This window comes from Sphingobacterium sp. B29, assembly GCF_001952815.1.
GTDB classification, from domain to species: Bacteria; Bacteroidota; Bacteroidia; order Sphingobacteriales; family Sphingobacteriaceae; genus Sphingobacterium; species Sphingobacterium siyangense.
Window position 1 is genome coordinate 5,895,673 of the sequence record NZ_CP019158.1, and the last position, 17,247, is coordinate 5,912,919.

11 protein-coding genes are annotated in these 17,247 nt (G+C 38.8%); all 11 read right to left on the reverse strand.

The window, feature by feature from the left end:
• Window positions 1-9 precede the first annotated feature (9 nt).
• The 11 genes from BV902_RS25370 to BV902_RS25420 all read right to left on the reverse strand — a co-directional run bounded on the left by BV902_RS25370 (window position 10) and on the right by BV902_RS25420 (window position 17,048).
• Window positions 10-3,237, reverse strand: a complete 3,228-nt coding sequence (locus BV902_RS25370) for a SusC/RagA family TonB-linked outer membrane protein (protein ID WP_075994281.1) — start codon at window positions 3,235-3,237, stop codon at window positions 10-12.
• Between the two features lie 586 nt (window positions 3,238-3,823).
• Window positions 3,824-4,255: a nuclear transport factor 2 family protein gene (locus BV902_RS25375; protein WP_075994282.1), complete on the reverse strand. Its 432-nt coding sequence runs from the start codon at window positions 4,253-4,255 to the stop codon at window positions 3,824-3,826.
• 233 nt (window positions 4,256-4,488) lie between these two features.
• Entirely contained in the window at window positions 4,489-5,271 is a 783-nt protein-coding gene (locus BV902_RS25380) for a hypothetical protein (RefSeq protein WP_157626225.1), read from the reverse strand.
• Between the two features lie 686 nt (window positions 5,272-5,957).
• The gene (locus BV902_RS25385; RefSeq protein ID WP_075994284.1) at window positions 5,958-6,968 is read right to left on the reverse strand and encodes a hypothetical protein; all 1,011 of its coding nucleotides are present in this window, start codon (window positions 6,966-6,968) and stop codon (window positions 5,958-5,960) included.
• Between the two features lie 247 nt (window positions 6,969-7,215).
• Complete coding sequence (locus BV902_RS25390) at window positions 7,216-7,743, reverse strand: hypothetical protein (RefSeq protein WP_157626226.1); 528 nt, start codon at window positions 7,741-7,743, stop codon at window positions 7,216-7,218.
• Window positions 7,744-7,851: 108 nt separating this feature from the next.
• Entirely contained in the window at window positions 7,852-8,292 is a 441-nt protein-coding gene (locus BV902_RS25395) for a PH domain-containing protein (protein ID WP_075994286.1), read from the reverse strand.
• Between the two features lie 18 nt (window positions 8,293-8,310).
• A complete protein-coding gene (locus BV902_RS25400; RefSeq protein ID WP_157626228.1) occupies window positions 8,311-9,123 on the reverse strand; it encodes a hypothetical protein in 813 nt (270 codons plus the stop codon).
• A 107-nt stretch (window positions 9,124-9,230) separates the two neighbouring features.
• Window positions 9,231-10,550 carry a DUF4302 domain-containing protein gene (locus BV902_RS25405; protein WP_083663763.1) on the reverse strand — a complete coding sequence of 440 codons (1,320 nt, stop codon included), beginning with the start codon at window positions 10,548-10,550 and terminating at the stop codon, window positions 9,231-9,233.
• Window position 10,551: 1 nt separating this feature from the next.
• Entirely contained in the window at window positions 10,552-11,937 is a 1,386-nt protein-coding gene (locus BV902_RS25410; RefSeq protein ID WP_075994289.1) for a substrate import-associated zinc metallohydrolase lipoprotein, read from the reverse strand.
• Between the two features lie 3 nt (window positions 11,938-11,940).
• A complete protein-coding gene (locus tag BV902_RS25415; protein WP_075994290.1) occupies window positions 11,941-13,410 on the reverse strand; it encodes a RagB/SusD family nutrient uptake outer membrane protein in 1,470 nt (489 codons plus the stop codon).
• 11 nt (window positions 13,411-13,421) lie between these two features.
• Window positions 13,422-17,048, reverse strand: coding sequence for a SusC/RagA family TonB-linked outer membrane protein (locus BV902_RS25420; RefSeq protein ID WP_075994291.1), 3,627 nt, complete (start codon window positions 17,046-17,048; stop codon window positions 13,422-13,424).
• Window positions 17,049-17,247 lie beyond the last annotated feature (199 nt).

Consider the following 17,247-nt stretch of genomic DNA (forward strand, 5'->3'; position numbering starts at 1 on the left):
TATTATCTTTTATAATCCTAAAGTAACACCGAATGTAAAATTGCGCATCGTTGGATAGGTATAATCCGAAGTTCCGGTAAATGCACGGGTAGGATCCATCCCTTTTCTTTTCGTGAAAATAACCGCATTGTCAACATTGGCAAAGAATCGCAAGCCTGAAAGGCCCATTCGCTCCACAGTTTTCTTATCAAGCTTATAGCCAAAAGTGATGTTCTTCACATTAAAATAGGTCGCATCAAACAGGAATCTCGAAGATAATGCATTTCCTGCGTTAGCAGCGGCTATACCATTCTGAAGACGCGGTACGTCTGTTACATCGCCGGGGGCTTTCCAAGCATTCAGGATATCGGTATGCCAATGCGAACCGTAAGACCCCTGGTGCATCAAGGCGGCATAATTACCATCATAAAACTTTCCACCGATTTGATAAGTCATCAAGATAGAAAGATCAAACTGCTTGTAACGAAACGAATTGGTTAGACCACCGACGACATCAGGAATCGCTGAGCCATGGTAATAATACGTCGCATTATTGACGTTATTAGTCGTCGTTTTACCTGTTACATTACCTTGATCATCTTTCTCATCCATATACCAAAGCGCATCCCCGTTATTTGGATCAACTCCGGCATAATCTCTTAACCAGAACTGATAGAGATCCTGACCCTCCATCATTTTTTTAGTACCCGAAATTATTCCGTTCTCCCTATTGGCTTCCGGCAATTTTGTTATTTTGTTTTTGTAATGACTCAGATTGACATCTATCCGCCAGTCAAATTGTGGCCTTCTTATCGCATTATAACCAATCTGCACATCTATTCCCCGGTTATACATCGTTCCCACATTTCGCCATATCGAACTCATTCCGGTTGACATGGCTAAAGGGACCTGAAAGAGGAGATTCGAAGATTCTCTATTATACCATTCGATGCTACCATCAACACGTCTGTCAAACAAGGTAAAATCCAGACCGATATTGAATGCTTTATTTTTTTCCCAGCCTAACGTTTCGTTTTCCAGCGTTGAGATAATCGCTCCCGGTCTGCCAACATTGTTCCATCCTAACCCATATAAACTCTGCCATCCATAAAAATTATCGATATTGGTATCGGTCGGATTCTCGCCATCATTTTCATTTGTCGTCCTTGCTTTTACGACCCCCTCATTACCTTGCTCGCCATAGCTTGCCCGCAATTTTAAGTCATTTATCCACTTGACATCTTTAAGAAATGCTTCTTCACTCAAGCGCCAGCCTGCGCCTATCGAGTAAAAATCCCCCCATTGATTACCTTTTCTACCGTTTGCTCCGGGGAAAAACCGAGATGTTCCATCTTTACGATAACTGGCCGAAAACAGGTATTTTTCATCCAGCGTATAGTTCGCCCTGCTAAAATAACTTTCTATCCGGTGATAGCTTTCATAGGACGTTGCAGCTTCCAGCGTTGAGGCTGGGGCAAGTTCACTATTTCCCGGAAAAGGAAATCCGGAGCGGGTTGCCGAGAGGAAATTACGCTCCAGACGATAATTTTCATGCCCGGCCATCACATTGATATGGTGCCTGTCGCCCAATGTCTTATCATATGTCAATACCTGATTGAAAGTAAATGCGAGTTGGCGGTTCTGAATCTTTGTAGAACGTCCCCTTACATTCTGGGCATCACCGTACTCCGAATTCTGGAAAGTCGTTCCATACCTGTTAAAATAATTTCCACCCAACGTGGTCCGAAAAGTAAAATCACCTGCACTCGCTTCAACGAAGGTGTTGAAATTCACATTTCCAATCTTTCCACTTCTATCATCAAGATCCAGGGAACCCAATAGGTTAGAATTTCCGGCATATGGGCGGGCTCCCATTTGTGCATTGGTACCCCAGTCGAGTACACGATCAGCTCCGGTCACAGGATCTGACACAAAATTACCATCTTTGTCCCTTTGCCATACCGGATATATCGGTCCCATTACCCGCGTATAATAAAAAGGATTGGTCGTCTGCGTTCCACCCATGGACCAGACATTATCCTGATAGCCCAATGCTCCATCCAGATTGATCCCTGTGCGTAACCAATCCTTAATATTGCTGTTTATATTTGCTCTGGCATTAAAACGCTCATAATTTGAAAATTTAACAAATCCAGGTTCATTTAAATAACCCACCGAAACGAAATGGTTGGTTTTATCTGACCCACCCGAATAATTTAAGTTGTAATCCTGTCGGAATGGTGTCCTAAAAAGGGCATTCTGCCAATCATCAGCATATAACACCTTTGCATCAGGATTGAACCTCCCATTAGGCAGAACCACCTTGTCATTCGGCTGATTTGTTGCATTGTAGATCAAACCAGGAATGAGATTAGCGGATGCCATTTCGTTGATCTGTTCCGGTGTTAACCCGCTATTGGCATTCGTATTGGCCAATCTATTGCGGGTAGCGTGCCACATTCCCTCGTAATATTCAGGAATTCCGACACGATCATATTCAGGTATGGCCCGATTGAGAAATCCGAGTCTAGCAGTGAAATTCAAGATGGACTGATTCGCCCGGCCTCTTTTTGTGGTGATCATAATGACACCATTTGCTGCCCGCGAACCATACAAAGCTGTTGCCGCGGCATCCTTTAGGACAGTGGTGCTCTCAATATCATCGGTTGAGATAGAAACATTGGAGCCTGAATAAGGCACTCCGTCAATTACATATAATGGTGAAGCGCTTGCATTGACCGACCCAATACCGCGGATACGGATATCAGCGCTTGTTCCCGGGGCACCACCACCGCTGTTCGCCTGTAAGCCCGCCACTGTACCTTCAAGTGCTTTAGTAAATGATGCCACCTGCTGCTTCTCAAAGGTTTCGGCTGTTACGGTGGATTCTGAACCTGTAAATGCTTTTCTCTTTATCGTTCCATAGGGTACATGGACGAGGACTTCTTCCAGCACTTCCGAGTTGCTAACCAGCTGAACATTCACTAATGAACGATCTCCTATCGAAATACGCTGTTCGGTAAATCCGACATATGAAAATGATAATGTCTTATCAGTTCCCACAACGTTGATGGTGAAGTTTCCGGCCCCATCTGTCTGGGTCGCAGTCGATGCTCCAACAACCTTGATCGAAACGCCCGCTAAAGGAGCACCATTCCCCGCTGATGTCACACGACCTGTAACCTGTCGGCTCTGCGCATAAACTGTCCCCAATAGCGAGGCCGAGACCATAATTACATTAAGTACTTTTTGTTTCATATTTTGGTTTTTTAAAATTTCTCATTCATTGTTTCTAGACCATAATTCATTGTTCTAATCTGCCCAATATGATGGATTTGCTTAGCTTACCTTTTCATATCCAACTTATAATAGCCGTCCTTTCCTTACTTAGACACTTTATAGATCAAATTTTCCAGGCAGCAATGCTCCCAAAAAAATATGCTAAACAATACATAGAGGTATTTATCAGATACCCTTATTTTATTAAGCGGTAAGGTGATATTCGGAAGGGAGTGTCCTTGATCCTTTAATCAGTATAAATTGTCCTGGTCTATTTTAAGTTAAATTGGATGACAATAACCAATTATAGAACCTAGATATTAAAATAAAATAAGCGTGAAATTATAATGATATGAGAATAAGATTAGAAAACCCACAAAACACTTGTAATCAAGATCTAAAAGTATTTTTTACGGCTAAGAAAAAAGGTGAAATCGAATACTTTGCTCCCATTAGGGTTGTAAAAGGGGGAGAATTTCCGTCAAATAAATAAATGGATGAAACAAAAAAAGCCACATCATCCCGACGTGGCTAAAATAAACATATGAATTTAATTAAACAGTTTCTATTTATACGAGTTTACGGAGCTTGCAACCTTCCAGGTTCCCGATTCATTGATCAATGTCACCAAATCTGTTTTCGTGAAATCCTCAAACTTCATGGTGACACGTGCTACCATATAGTTTTCAGACTCCTCGAGTACTTCGGTACTTGTACTGCAGTTCAATTTTTCACCTTTTTGCTTTTTTAGGAACGAAATGACTTCCGAACGGCTATTGGTGCGTGCAGCTTTTCCCTGAAATTTTTGATTGAATTCCGATGCGAACAATTTTTCTACGCCCTGAGATGCACCTTCTGTCATTACCGACACATAGCTATCGATGGCCAAATCGGCTGTGGAAAGGTTCAATGCTTTGCCAGGGTCAGCTGCTGCCATTGCGAAAGTTGATAGTGTAATCAATGCTGCTGCTGCGAATGTCTTTACTAAAGTTTTCATAATTGCTATACTTTATATTGTTAGTTTTTTTATCTCTTTTCTTATTGTCGCAAGGAAGTTGATTTTGTTGCATCATTTCCTTTAAGATTCTGATTCAAAAGTAAGACAACGCAGCATCCCATTTTATTACATTTAGATCAACGGAATAAAAAAGTCGGTAAATGGAGGTAAAGGAGCGGTAAATGGATATCCGCTCCGGTAGGAAAAAACACAGGTATGGGTTAACGTTACTTTTATAACTGGAAAGCAGCTAGAATAGTTGCAGGCGTACAATCAACTTCATTCAGCACATTGCACCGTCGGCCATTTTTATGAAGATATATGATCGTAAATCCAACCAGGATCGGCGTACCAACAAATTCGTTGCATGGAATGCTGATTGTCTTGGCCGGAATTGGATCCTGCCCATAGACGATATCGATTTCCCATTCTTCATCCTTTACCTCAGTGAACTCCCTTTCGTTGAAATTGAAAGAAAAGGTATGGAATTTAAAGGCGATAGCATTACAATCTTTGGGTAGCAGCAATGCTCGGTTAATGTCAAATATTGGAAATGATATTTCGATCTGATTCTCCTTGGTAAGGCTAACCGTTGGATCGATATTCAGCGCATCCTGCATATGGAAATTTTCGTTGAATTGGAAATTCACCAATCTGTCGAGCCTACAGTTGTTTAGGCAAAGTGTTCCCCTATCGTCATTGATATTTGTCTTCATTGCCCTATAAATCTGTCTATTCAAGCGATTGCCCATTTGTCCATCATGCAGTTCCTGATGCACTAACCCAAAAGCCTGCCTAATTGCGGCGCCCGCGCGACTTGCCTGTCCAAAATCTTTACCAGCATTCTTCGTGTCGACGTTTTGTTTTACACGGTGTGGTTTACCTTGAATGTAGTTCTTTGTTCCTACCTTCCTGCTTACCAGTGGGCCAACCAGTCCACGGATATAGCCATTATCATTTATTCCCATACAATAAATATACCACCAAAACGACCCTATGTCAAGTATCTTGTTCATTTTTAAGGATTTCGAAAGCTGCAGCAAACAGCAATTATAAATTTGAAAAATTAGTGATACCTTTTTGGGGATTAGTTATAACTAATTCCTAACCACCTTCTAATTGCAAGTAAGATGCAGACAGGATGTCTGTACAGTGCAAGCACCCTTAAAAGGTGGACTCAACGTGGACTCACTGTGCACACAAGGTGGTTACAGTACGGAGTTGATCGCAAGTTGGTATGGAGTTGCTGTCAGGAAAATATAATTATTTGCCTCGAGCGGCTGTATTGAACTTTGAGAATAATGTAATCACAATAGAGCTTGATATAGACGCCACGAACAAGGAATCGGGAATGGACGATTTCTCATCCAAGAAATAGTATACAGCAGCTGCTATTGAAAAACAGACGATGAAGGACAATATTAAAACAAGTATAAATTTGGTTTTCATTAGTCAAGGGTTAATAGAGTACAATTTAATATACAAAAGAAATCTAATAAATAAATGTAAATTTATTTAATTTATACCATTAATCCATTTCAGCAACTAGGAACACTATTTAACTACTCTGGAGTGAGAACGTTTTCCACAATGTTATTAACAAACTGTGGAAAACTTCGAACACATCAAATTTTACTCGGAAAATAGGACGATATACTATGTTCTATCGAAAGTTTTTTACGATGTAAATAAGAGATACATATTATTGTTTATTCAGCAGCCGAATAAAGCTACCATTTGCATAATCGAGTTTCTGCGCATAGTAGTTTGTTTCAGGGCCTGCTACCAACACACCTCCTATGGCACCTAGCAACACGGAAGCTACAACAACATTGGTTGCAGATGCAGTTTCCATAACGGGACCCACAAAAATAAAATCATCATCGTCCTTGATTAAAGCATAAAACTGATCCTGACTTGAAATAAAAGGATTACCAGCATGCACTACTGCATAATAATCTTTCGGGTTTACCTTTTTAAGTTTCCCTTTTTCATTCTCTTTAAAGAAGCCTAAGTTTAAATCCCCCTCTCTTAATTGGGCCTGCCCACCTGATGGTGTTTGAAGGGCAAATTCTTCGTAGCTCCGATAGAGTCCATCTTTATAGGTTGAAGTACTATATAATGCCAATTGTTTCTTTTGAATATCGTCGTAATGTTCGATTTCACTGAGACTATAGCTTTTTGTGGTATCGCCGTTTTTGGTTAATGCATCAAAGATCAGGTTATTGACAACCTCGCTGGCGCGTGCCAAAGTCGCTTTGGTTACATCCATCCCTTTAACGACGATAGCTGTATCAGCTCGGGCTAGCTGTAAATATTCTCCATTAGCCTCTTTTGAGAATAAGATTGCTCTAAAATCCAAAAATCCCTTTTCAGAAAAAGCTCCCGTCAATTCCGCTATGCAGAACTTTTCCAACCGCATCAGCAATTCACCATTGCCTTTACGACCGGTTATTTGTTCCAATTGGCTCTGCAACTGTTTTTCCAATGATGGCTCCGCCACCAACAACCGGTTTGCGTTCATTATACCGACCTGTATGACGCCCAGATTATCTTTTATCTCTCTTGCGTCGTATAGATTTATTTTGCCATACTTAGCGTTCTCGACGATCTTATGTGGTTTCGTAAATAGAAACGTTCTGGTCTTTTGTTGCGCTTGCACAACAACAGCCTTTATAAGAATAATGAATAGGAGGAAAATAATCCGTTTCATGGTAAGTAAATTTCAAAAAATAGGTTATGCTAAGTTATCGCATTATTTGCTTTTCTGCAATGCCCATACTTCTTTATGGATCATGGGCTTTCCACCCGAAGCGCTATCTATATCATTTACAACAAGTTCAAGTAGTCCATTCACAAAAGTATAACGATAAGTTAACTTATGCGGTAATGGTGCTAACTAAAAAGTCCGAACATTAGATTAAATTTATAAACTGCATCCGCTATTCCTTGTTATGCTTTTATCGTCCAATACCCCAAGCTAATTGCACATAGAAATGTCCCAGTCTATCCTCAGGTGCATTCGAAATTGCAGCATTTGCGACTTTCCATTCATTTTTTGTAATGGAAGATTTATAACCTACTCTGCATTCTGGACGAAGCTTGGTACGCTCCGTATCGGAAGTTTTCAAGGTGATGCTTAAATCCACGATCGCAGCATCATGTTCCATTTTTGTTTGGTTAGACTGCGTGGTCAAAAAATCTCCAAATTCCCCATTCAAATTTTTCTTTTGAACGGTAAAAGTAGTAGACTGCGTACCGACTCCCAACTGCGGGCTAAAGATCAATCCGCCTGTACGTATCGCATTGGTAGATACATATAGCGTAAAATCTCCTGTGTTCATTGTATTGTCATTTTTACTGCTTGTCGACAGGCTAAAATTCACGCCAATGAGCGTTTGTTTGATCCTGTATGCAAGTCCAGCTCCAGCATTCCAGCCAAACCCAGGTACCTTTCCGGAATCATAATCTTTCAAAATCCTATTCAAATTGCTTGCATTGTTAAATTGAATACCGGCAAAATAGATCGTCTCAAATGGCAGATGTTTAGTCCGAGTAACCAATTTGTATTGACGAAACTTTATTGAGGAAAAAGACTATTTCGCTTCGATAACATTGATATTGGGTGCAATTTGTTTCAATTTATCAATAAATTGGGTTGGATTTTCCGGATCAACGAATATATCATCAATTACATTATAATGCAGAATCATTCCCCTTCTATAGGGCCTTAAAACGGTGAACCTCATCGATCCAAACCAAAATACCTTATCAGCTTCAACTTTGCGAATGGAGTTGACATCAACAGAATCGGTTCCCCAGATACTTTTAATAAACAGTTTATTGTCTTCAATCCAATAACGTTTATAGAAGAAAGTGAAATACCAGGTTAATGCAAATACCGCAAACAACAAAAGTGCCCCAGTGTAAAGTCCTTGCTCCAAGTCTCCATATGATACCATGGCAATAAATATAATCATCCCAGCCCCCCATATATAACTACCGAAGGGTATGTGGGTATTAAATACTTCTTTCATAATCAATAGTTTGCTAGGTCAGTTACTTTTATTCCAAACGGTAAAATTTTGCTTAACTGAAAGCGGAAACAAATTATAGACTTCACGATATTGTTCGAAATCTTCTTTCGTATTAACCTGAATATGGTAGATTGGAGGAATGACCTCGCTATCTATATTATCTTTCATAAAATTTATTTCTTCACGTAACAGTGCTGTTTTAATATTTGGCAACCAATCTTTTGCTAAGAGCGCGTTTAATCGCTCTGAATCCTCGAATAATTTAAGATCATTATAATGTGCCACTACTTGTTGAAGACTATCTTTTTGATGTCGATTTTTAGCCCTATAACGATCCACTAATGCTAAGTATCTATTATATAACTTGTTGTTTGCTCCATCGGATACTACTGCAATTTTAATTGATTCACTCCCATTCTTAGCCAACAATAATTCTTCTAGCTCCGATTGTTGATAAGTACTGTCCAGTAACAATGTATAATTATTTGACTCTTTTGCATCTAACCAAAATGTGGCTGACAAATAATATTTTGGTGTACCAAGTTCAGGTTGACGGGCAAATCGTTCGATCTCCTGTGGCTTCACCACATCCCTCTCCCAGGAAAAAACGATTTGATAGATTCCCTGCGGAAGCTGCTCAACATTTAATTCAAAATTCTGTTTAAACAATGTATCTGACAAAACTTTGGTCCCATTGTTTAAATTGTATAAATCTATGTGAAAGTGAGGTGATATTGGTACACTGCCATTAATCTTATTGGAGGTATGTATATTACATGCCGATAAGAAAAATATAATTATATACAGAGAGATATGCCAATTTATAGTCATAATATCAAGTTAAAAGATCTTTTAATTTACAGACCATTAAAGCATAGCAAATGGTAATATCTATTTAAAAGCAGTGACTGCACTTACCTGCAATCACTGCTTTCATCTTAATATAAATCAAAAGTCATCGTAATTGATGGGTTCTGTACTGATCTTAACATACCACAGATAACTCCGTTGGCAACGTAATATTCAAGTGTAAAACTATTTGTTTTTAAAAAGCTATCCATTTTATCCATAATTCCACCTACATATCCTCCTGATGCTCCTTGTTTTAGTTTAAAGGTAAAGGCTTTTGTAGTTTCGTTGAACGTATAATCATAGACAATTTTTGTTTCCCAACCACTTGTACCACCGTTTTGACTACAGAATCCAATCAAAGTTACAATCCCCTTATCTTTTTCCCAATTCAAATCCATGTAGCCATAATTAAAATAAAATCCTGCAGCTCCATTTCCCAGTCCATCATGAAAACGTTTTAAAATCGTCAAACCATCTGCAGAAGTTCCAGGAAGATAGCTTTTGTAATCACTTATCAATTCAGAATATTTCGTACCTATCACTTCATACAACTGCCTAAAGGGAGCATTACTTTTGTTGACTGAATATTTTTTTCCATTTTTATCAACTGCTATTAAGCTACTACCTTCCCAAACGAGCTCTTTCAAAATTACGCCCTTATAAGGAAGACCTTGAACAAATTCAATTCCATTCAGAGTAAAAGCAAAAACAGCAGCATCCAAAGTGGAAAAGCTACCATCAGAGTTTCTGGCTTCCAAAGTGGTCGATTTACCTTTGTAATCAAATCCAAATTCGAATTGTGTCTCACCGATGCTAAGCTTCGAAAAGGGATTATTCGCAAAATAGTTTTTAAATTTATTTACGGCTTCTTCATACCCCCCGCCCATATAAGATTCTTGTTCTATCTTAGTTGCTTTTACTAACTTTAGCGGTTTTTGAAATTTTCGACCTTCAAAAAACAAAGTATCACCATGAGTTTTTACGTAGTCAAACTCTACATCACTCCCCATACCCTTTCCAGCTTGTCCGCCGAATGTACTAGGGGTAGGATCTTGCAACATTGTCAAGTAAGTATATGTATCAAAAGATAATGTAGCAGCCATAATTTGACGAATACGGTAAGTCGATTCTTTAGGCACCGATGCGGTGTTATCGTTCAAATCTGCAACCATTTTTAAACGATCATTGTTCCCAAATTCCATATAAAACCCATATCCACCAGAATACTCTGTCGTCAAACTTGCTTTCCATCCATAGGGGGCTTCCACTAATGTTTTTCTTACATAGGAAAGTGTATCAGAAATACGGGAGTCAGGATCAGCCCCCAATTCCAGCTCGACTTCTTTTGGTTTTGTACAACTCATCGCTAGTAATACAAAACATATAAAATAAAATATTTTTTTCATACTAATATTTTCTTGGAGTTATTTGACCCAGCATAATCGCTTTTGAATCTTTGCTATCCTTAAAATTTATAAATTTTAGATATTCCTGTGGTGTAACGTCTTTCAATGGAGTATACCAGTCCAAGTTAAAACTTGTATTTCCCAAATAATTAATTAAAGGCTGTACATCGCTAGCAATCCAACTTATTTTTGCATATTCGTACGCATTCTCATCAAATGGATTTTCCTCGCCCTGCTCTTCCGATAGTTCAAAAACAAAGGTATCATTGGCACTTTTAGTGATTGAAAAATCATACGCTGCAGCCCATGTATTTGAATTATCCCCAAAGGTGATATATAATGTGGCTTTATTGGATGACATCAATCTGAACTGCAATGACTTTGTAGTATAACCTCCCAAGCCATCGAGGATCGGATTTAACACTTCTTTTTGCTTAGCAGAAACTGGTTTACTGATCGACCAGCTATTACGAATATCCCAATCCAACCAACCGACTTGGTTTCTCGCGATTAAAGTCGGAAATTTAAATGCTGTACTTTTATACTGTTCCTCCATTACTCGCTGAAATTCCATTTGCAACTGTGTCACATCAATATTAAAATACTTGATCATATAATCCCTAACAATAGTCTCTTTCTTCCCGAATTTGGGATAGGCAGTCTCTCCAGATTCATAGGCATAACTATCATAGAACAACTGTCCCTGAACGATTAAATGGGAAAGCGTTTCCGCAAAGTCTTCACCTACAGATTTTCGAGAATATGGGGAGATAAAACCCAATGCCCTTGCTGTTGCTTCATCATTTTCTTGCGCAGTCCAATTGGAGTAATAATCTCCAACACATACTTTTTCAAAATCAATTGGTATAAATCGTGTTTGGTTTAGTATGTGGGTAAATTCGTGATGAATAACTTGCAAATTCCCAATTACTGAATTAGGATTATTCTCATTCAGTCCATTTAATCCATAGAGTGTTATCCGGCGTCCACCATCAGCTGTTCCTCCTTTCACTGAGCCATCTGGGTCATAATCTCCGGAACCAAATAATGCAAATTGTTTTGGGGTATAGGTTTTAATAAAGGTGGCTCCCCCAATTTTATTGTATACATCCAAAAATCCCTTTTTAACAATATCCATTTGCGGAATCACTTTCGATTCATCTGCAGGAGATATATTTTTATTTATATCATGCATATTACGCTGATAGCGGTATACGACTTCGATATTATAGGGATCTGTCAGATTTTTAGTAATCCATTCATCAATCGCCCCCGGAACAAATGTATCGTAGTTCTGAAGCGTGTAATTTAGTTTATCTTCTTTATTACAGGCAAAGATTAATCCGATCAGACTAACTCCTGTAAATATTTTAACAATTGTTTTCATGATTTATCTTGGGTTTAGTTCGACACCTGCTAACTTCGCTTCTTGTGGAATTTGAAAGACTCTCCTCGGATCCTCTGGCTTAAGTTCAAGAATAGTTTCACGTTCATCGTTGCCAATCATATTGTGTTTAACAGTTAATCCTTTACGTATAATATCAAACCAACGGAGCCCCATCGACATAAATCCAATTTGTTTAAACTGTAATGTTGTTTCAATCAAGGCTTCTTTTTCATCAGCCACACCAAAAAACTCCTTGGATTTTGCAACAGTCACCGCATGCGTATTGGGATTATAATTATTGATTCTATTACTGGCAAACAAATTAAGATCCGCCAAGGCACTATTGGCATTCCCCAATACAGCGTAAGCTTCTGCACGATTTAACAGAACCTCATCAGTAATCAATACGGGCACCATTAACATCGGAAAACCTGTATTTGCAGTTGGATTAGTCACATACCAAAACTCTTTCCACAGATAAGTTGTATAATGCGGTGATCCATAACTTACTCCAAAATTATAGAGCTTTGCCCCTGCAGCGGTCATGCCATTATAAATATTTTGGAACACATTTATCCCCATCGCATAACGATTGTTCCACCATCTTTGGTAACCGCTATAAGTTTCATTAATCAATAAGTTATAGGGCTGTTCGGCCTTGGCAAATTCGGTACGAACGGACTCAAAGCCTAATGTCTTGAACGTGGAATTATAAGGGATTAATTTACCTGTAAAATTACCACCAAAGATCTTATTGGCATTATCCACTACTTTTTGCCATTCTCCTGTGAACAAGTAGAAACGTGTAGCGAAAGCATGAGCAGCCTCAGGTGTAAAATGGTATTTAGGAACATCCCAAAGGCCTTTTCCTTTGTCCAATAATGCTAACCCTTCCTCCAGATCCTGACGGATATTATCATAAGTCGATTTAACAGTTCCTCGATCATATTTTTTTATAAGTACAGTTTCAGGTTCTTTCACATAAGGTACACCTGGGGAATCATTACTAGCTCCCGATTTTGGGTCATATACTTTTGCAAAATAGTTGGCAAGCATAAAATGACAATAAGCACGAGCAACAAGTGCTTCGCCCTTATAAGGCAAAACATCAGCGCCAAAATCATTCTTCTCAATAGCATCCAGTGCATGATTAGCTGCTGCAATTGCCTCATAACATGAATTCCAATAAGCGGTTGGAGAATCCGTATCATCGCCGATAATATCTTTCCACTCATAAAGAGCAGGAACCGGTTGATACAAATCGCCAACACCTTTGTCCTCGACATTGTCCGAATACGTTTCAGCCATAGCCAAAGAATTTCGGCCAGGATAGGCGGAAGCAATCAATCGCTTAACTTTATCTACAGTATTGATTTGAGCACGCATATCAGGCTCTTGATCAAGATACTTACTACATCCGCTGAACAAAAAAGCAGCGGATAAAAGAATATATTTGATAGTATTTAATTTCATGATTTATATTTTTAGAATCCCAACTTCACAGATAACGTAATTTGTTTTGGCACAGGAAGAGCAACTCCACCATTACTATAAAACTCCGGATCGACTCCGTTTAACTTCTTATCTGAGTATAATAACCATAAATTATTCCCTACAAGATTAAACTGTGCTGTTCTGAATTTAATGCGTGAGACGAGTTCCTTAGGTACATTGTATCCAATAGAAATTTGTGACAAACGAATATAGTCGCCTTTCGCCACACGCTCGGATGAATAGTTGTAAGCATTGTACGTATAGTTTGCCGCATTTCTTTCTTCCAAAGCATTCTTAACATCGAATTCTGCCGACAACGGATCCAAAGTCGAGGGAATCACCGTTAGATACTCATCACCACGATATAAAAACCTATTGATCAAATCCTTCGATACATTATACATATCCAAATAAGATGAGGAATAACTAGGTTGCAGACGAACCTTATTACCAAAAGCAAATTTCATTAAAAAGGACAAACTGAAATTTTTATACTCTAATCGGTTATAATATCCACCCGCTATTGTAGGGTCTACAGGGCCTTCATATTTTAAGAAATCAGTTTCATTGTCCTGCAGCCAAAAATACGTAGCACCTGGTGTCCCGTCAGTACCGATAAACATCGGGTACCCACCTCTTGCGTTAAGCTTATCGAAATCGATAGAATATAAGCCACGATGTGGCTTTCCTAATTTGGCCCCACCTTCAGCAGAAACTAAATTCCAGATGTTACGTGTCACATCAAGTTTTGTAATTTCTGTTTTATTAAAGCCTAGGGTAAACTGGGTCCGCCAAGTAAAACCTTGCGGATCTTTAAAAGGATATCCGCCTAGTTGAATGTCAACACCATGCCCCTTCATATCCGCATAGTTACCCAGTTTTTCGAACTGACCTCCAATACCCGATGTTCGAATAGGCCCAATCAAATCGAAAATGTTTCTTCTATAATAATCAAAGTTCAAATCAATTCGACGATTTAAAAAGCTTAGGTCAGTACCAATATTCAATTCGTACATCTTTTCCCAAGTCAATTCTGAATTTTCTAAACCGTCAATATTAATTTTACCTTCTTTCTCCGATTCGTAAGGTCGATAGGCCACCGCATTATAAAATACAGCAGAGGAGTTTGACGCATTCCCCATATTTGCCACAAGACCATAAGTTGCTCTTAAGCGTGCTGAAGAGAGAATTTTATTTTCACGGTTGAAAAAATTTTCCTGGTCAATGTCCCATGCTCCCGATAAATTCCAGGTAGGCAACCAGCGAGCTACATTAGAATGTCCCATTTTATTTGAGCCATCATACCGTGTCGTAAAGTTAAATGAATACTTATCCTTATAATTATAAGCACCTCGAAGTGCATAGGCCAATTTTCGATCATAATTATAAGCCATTGAAAAAGGAACGTTACCACTTTCAATCGCATACTTGTAATAGCGATAGGTAGGCATTACTAAATTTCCATTGCCATATTCTATTCCTGGACCATTAAAATCATGATTTTGTTTGTCCGCATACTGAAGCTCGTAGGTTCCAAATAAATTTAATGTATGATCATTCCATTTTTGATTGTATTCTAAATTGTGACGCATATAATAACTGATCATATTATTATTGGCTACATTAAAGAATCCTCCATTGGGTAAAATCACATATTTATCCGTATTGGGGAAATCTGGATCCGCGTACAAAAACCTATTTCCCGCATTTACTGTTTGATCCTGGTTTGCTCGATATGCTTTGGAAAGATTCGCATTTTCTGTGATCATATGCTGTCTTTCGGAGTTGTAATAACGATACATCCCATTTGCAGAATAAGTCAGAGAAGGTAAAATTTTATACGTTATACCAGCTTGAACCTTAATATCCATCAATTTTAACTTGATATAATTATTATCGAGTTCATTAAGGATATTGAATGGTGCGTAGTCTCTATTAAAATACTCAAGTTTTCCATTTTCATCGTAAGCGGTTATAATACGACTCGTATTTAGCGAATAAGAGTATGGGTTAATATCAAAATCACGAGAATAGCTACCATACACAGCATCCGAAACTCTATTTAATGTTCCTGGAGTACGCTGATCCCTAATATTACTTTGGAAGATAAATTCGGTACTCAATTTATCATTGATTTTGTAATTATTACGGACATTCGCAGTAAAACGCTTCGCAGAATTCCCCAACGTAAAACCAGAATCATTCATAAAACTAGTAGATGCATAGGTCTGGCTTTTAGCCGTCCCTGTAGACATACTTAGGGAGTGATCGTGAACAAGGGACTGCTTAAAAAGTAAGTCGAACCAATCTGTATTTGCATTGGTATAGCGCTGCAAAAATTGATACCGAGAGGGAGCATCATTGCGTAAAGCATACGAATCAGTAGAAGGATCATAATCATACATCAGATTATACATCTTGTTAAAGACACCTCCAGTTGGGGAGCGAGAAACCTGTGAATGATTTAAATAGCCTTTGTTTTCCATATCAATGATCAATTGCATCTGCTCCGCTGAGTTCATGATATCAAATTGGTTGTAATTAGGCTTAATATAGGTGGTGAAGTTTCCTGAATAATTAAAATTGACAACACCATCTGTATTACGTCCCCTTTTCGTATTTACGACCACAACACCGTTCATTGCAGCAGCACCATACATGGCTGTGGCAGCAGCATCTTTCAATACAGTGATCGACTCAATATCATCTGGATTTAAACCTGCTACAGAAGAACCTAATAGCGTATTTGCATCCCCTGTTGACAATGCCTCATTGGAGATATTGACCGCCTCATCCAGGATGACACCGTCAATTACCCATAATGGTTTGTTATCTCCAGTCAATGAGGTTGCACCACGTACCCGAATTTTAGGTGCCGCACCAAAAGTACCAGACACGTTCTGAACAGAAACACCAGCCGCTTGTCCCTCCAACATACGAGAAATATCCGGAACCCCTGCACGTTCAGCCTCCTTCGCATCGATCTTCGATGAAGCGCCTGTGAATAATTTACGATCCAAATTTTGGTACCCCGTGGCAACCACATTGACTTCATCCAATTTTTGATCATTAGCTGTAAGTACAATATTTATAGTTGACTTACCAGCCATGGAAATTTCCCTGGTTCCAAACCCGACATACCGAACGACCAAAACCGCAGATGAAGAGGCATTAATCCTAAAGTGCCCTGAATCATCTGTTTGCGTCGAAATAGAAGTTCCCTTTACAGTTACAGTAGCGCCACTTAATCCCTTTCCATTTTTATCAGTGACTGTACCTGAAACGGATTGCTGAATAGCCAATGGGACTGTCATGCTGATATTCTTTGCATTACTGTTGACCGAAATGGTGTTAGCAATAATTTTGTATTCAATATTATTGCTTTTCAAGACAGCATTCAATGCTTCCTCAACGGACGCATCCTTAACGTTCACAGAGATCCGTGCTTTAGTATTCAGATTTTCACTATATAAAACACGTAGATGGGACTGCTTGGAGATGGCAGACAATGCTTCTTCAATACGTGCATTTTTCATATTCAACGTGACTTTTTGTGCTGCGCTCTTAGCGTGCACACCCGTCACAAATGCGAATAGAAGACATGTACTAATTTTCATAATACGTAATGGTTTGCAAAATCGTGGGTCTTGAGGGATCAAGCTCCACCTTTTGCTAAGTGGTAAGTTATTCATACATTTACACTTTGTGGTTAATTGGGATTTAATTGTTCATTTTTAGATTTAGGACCTGATGATCGCATCTTTTTCTGAACAGGGATGCTGCAACATTCCTGTTCTCTTTTTTAGGTCATTGCTT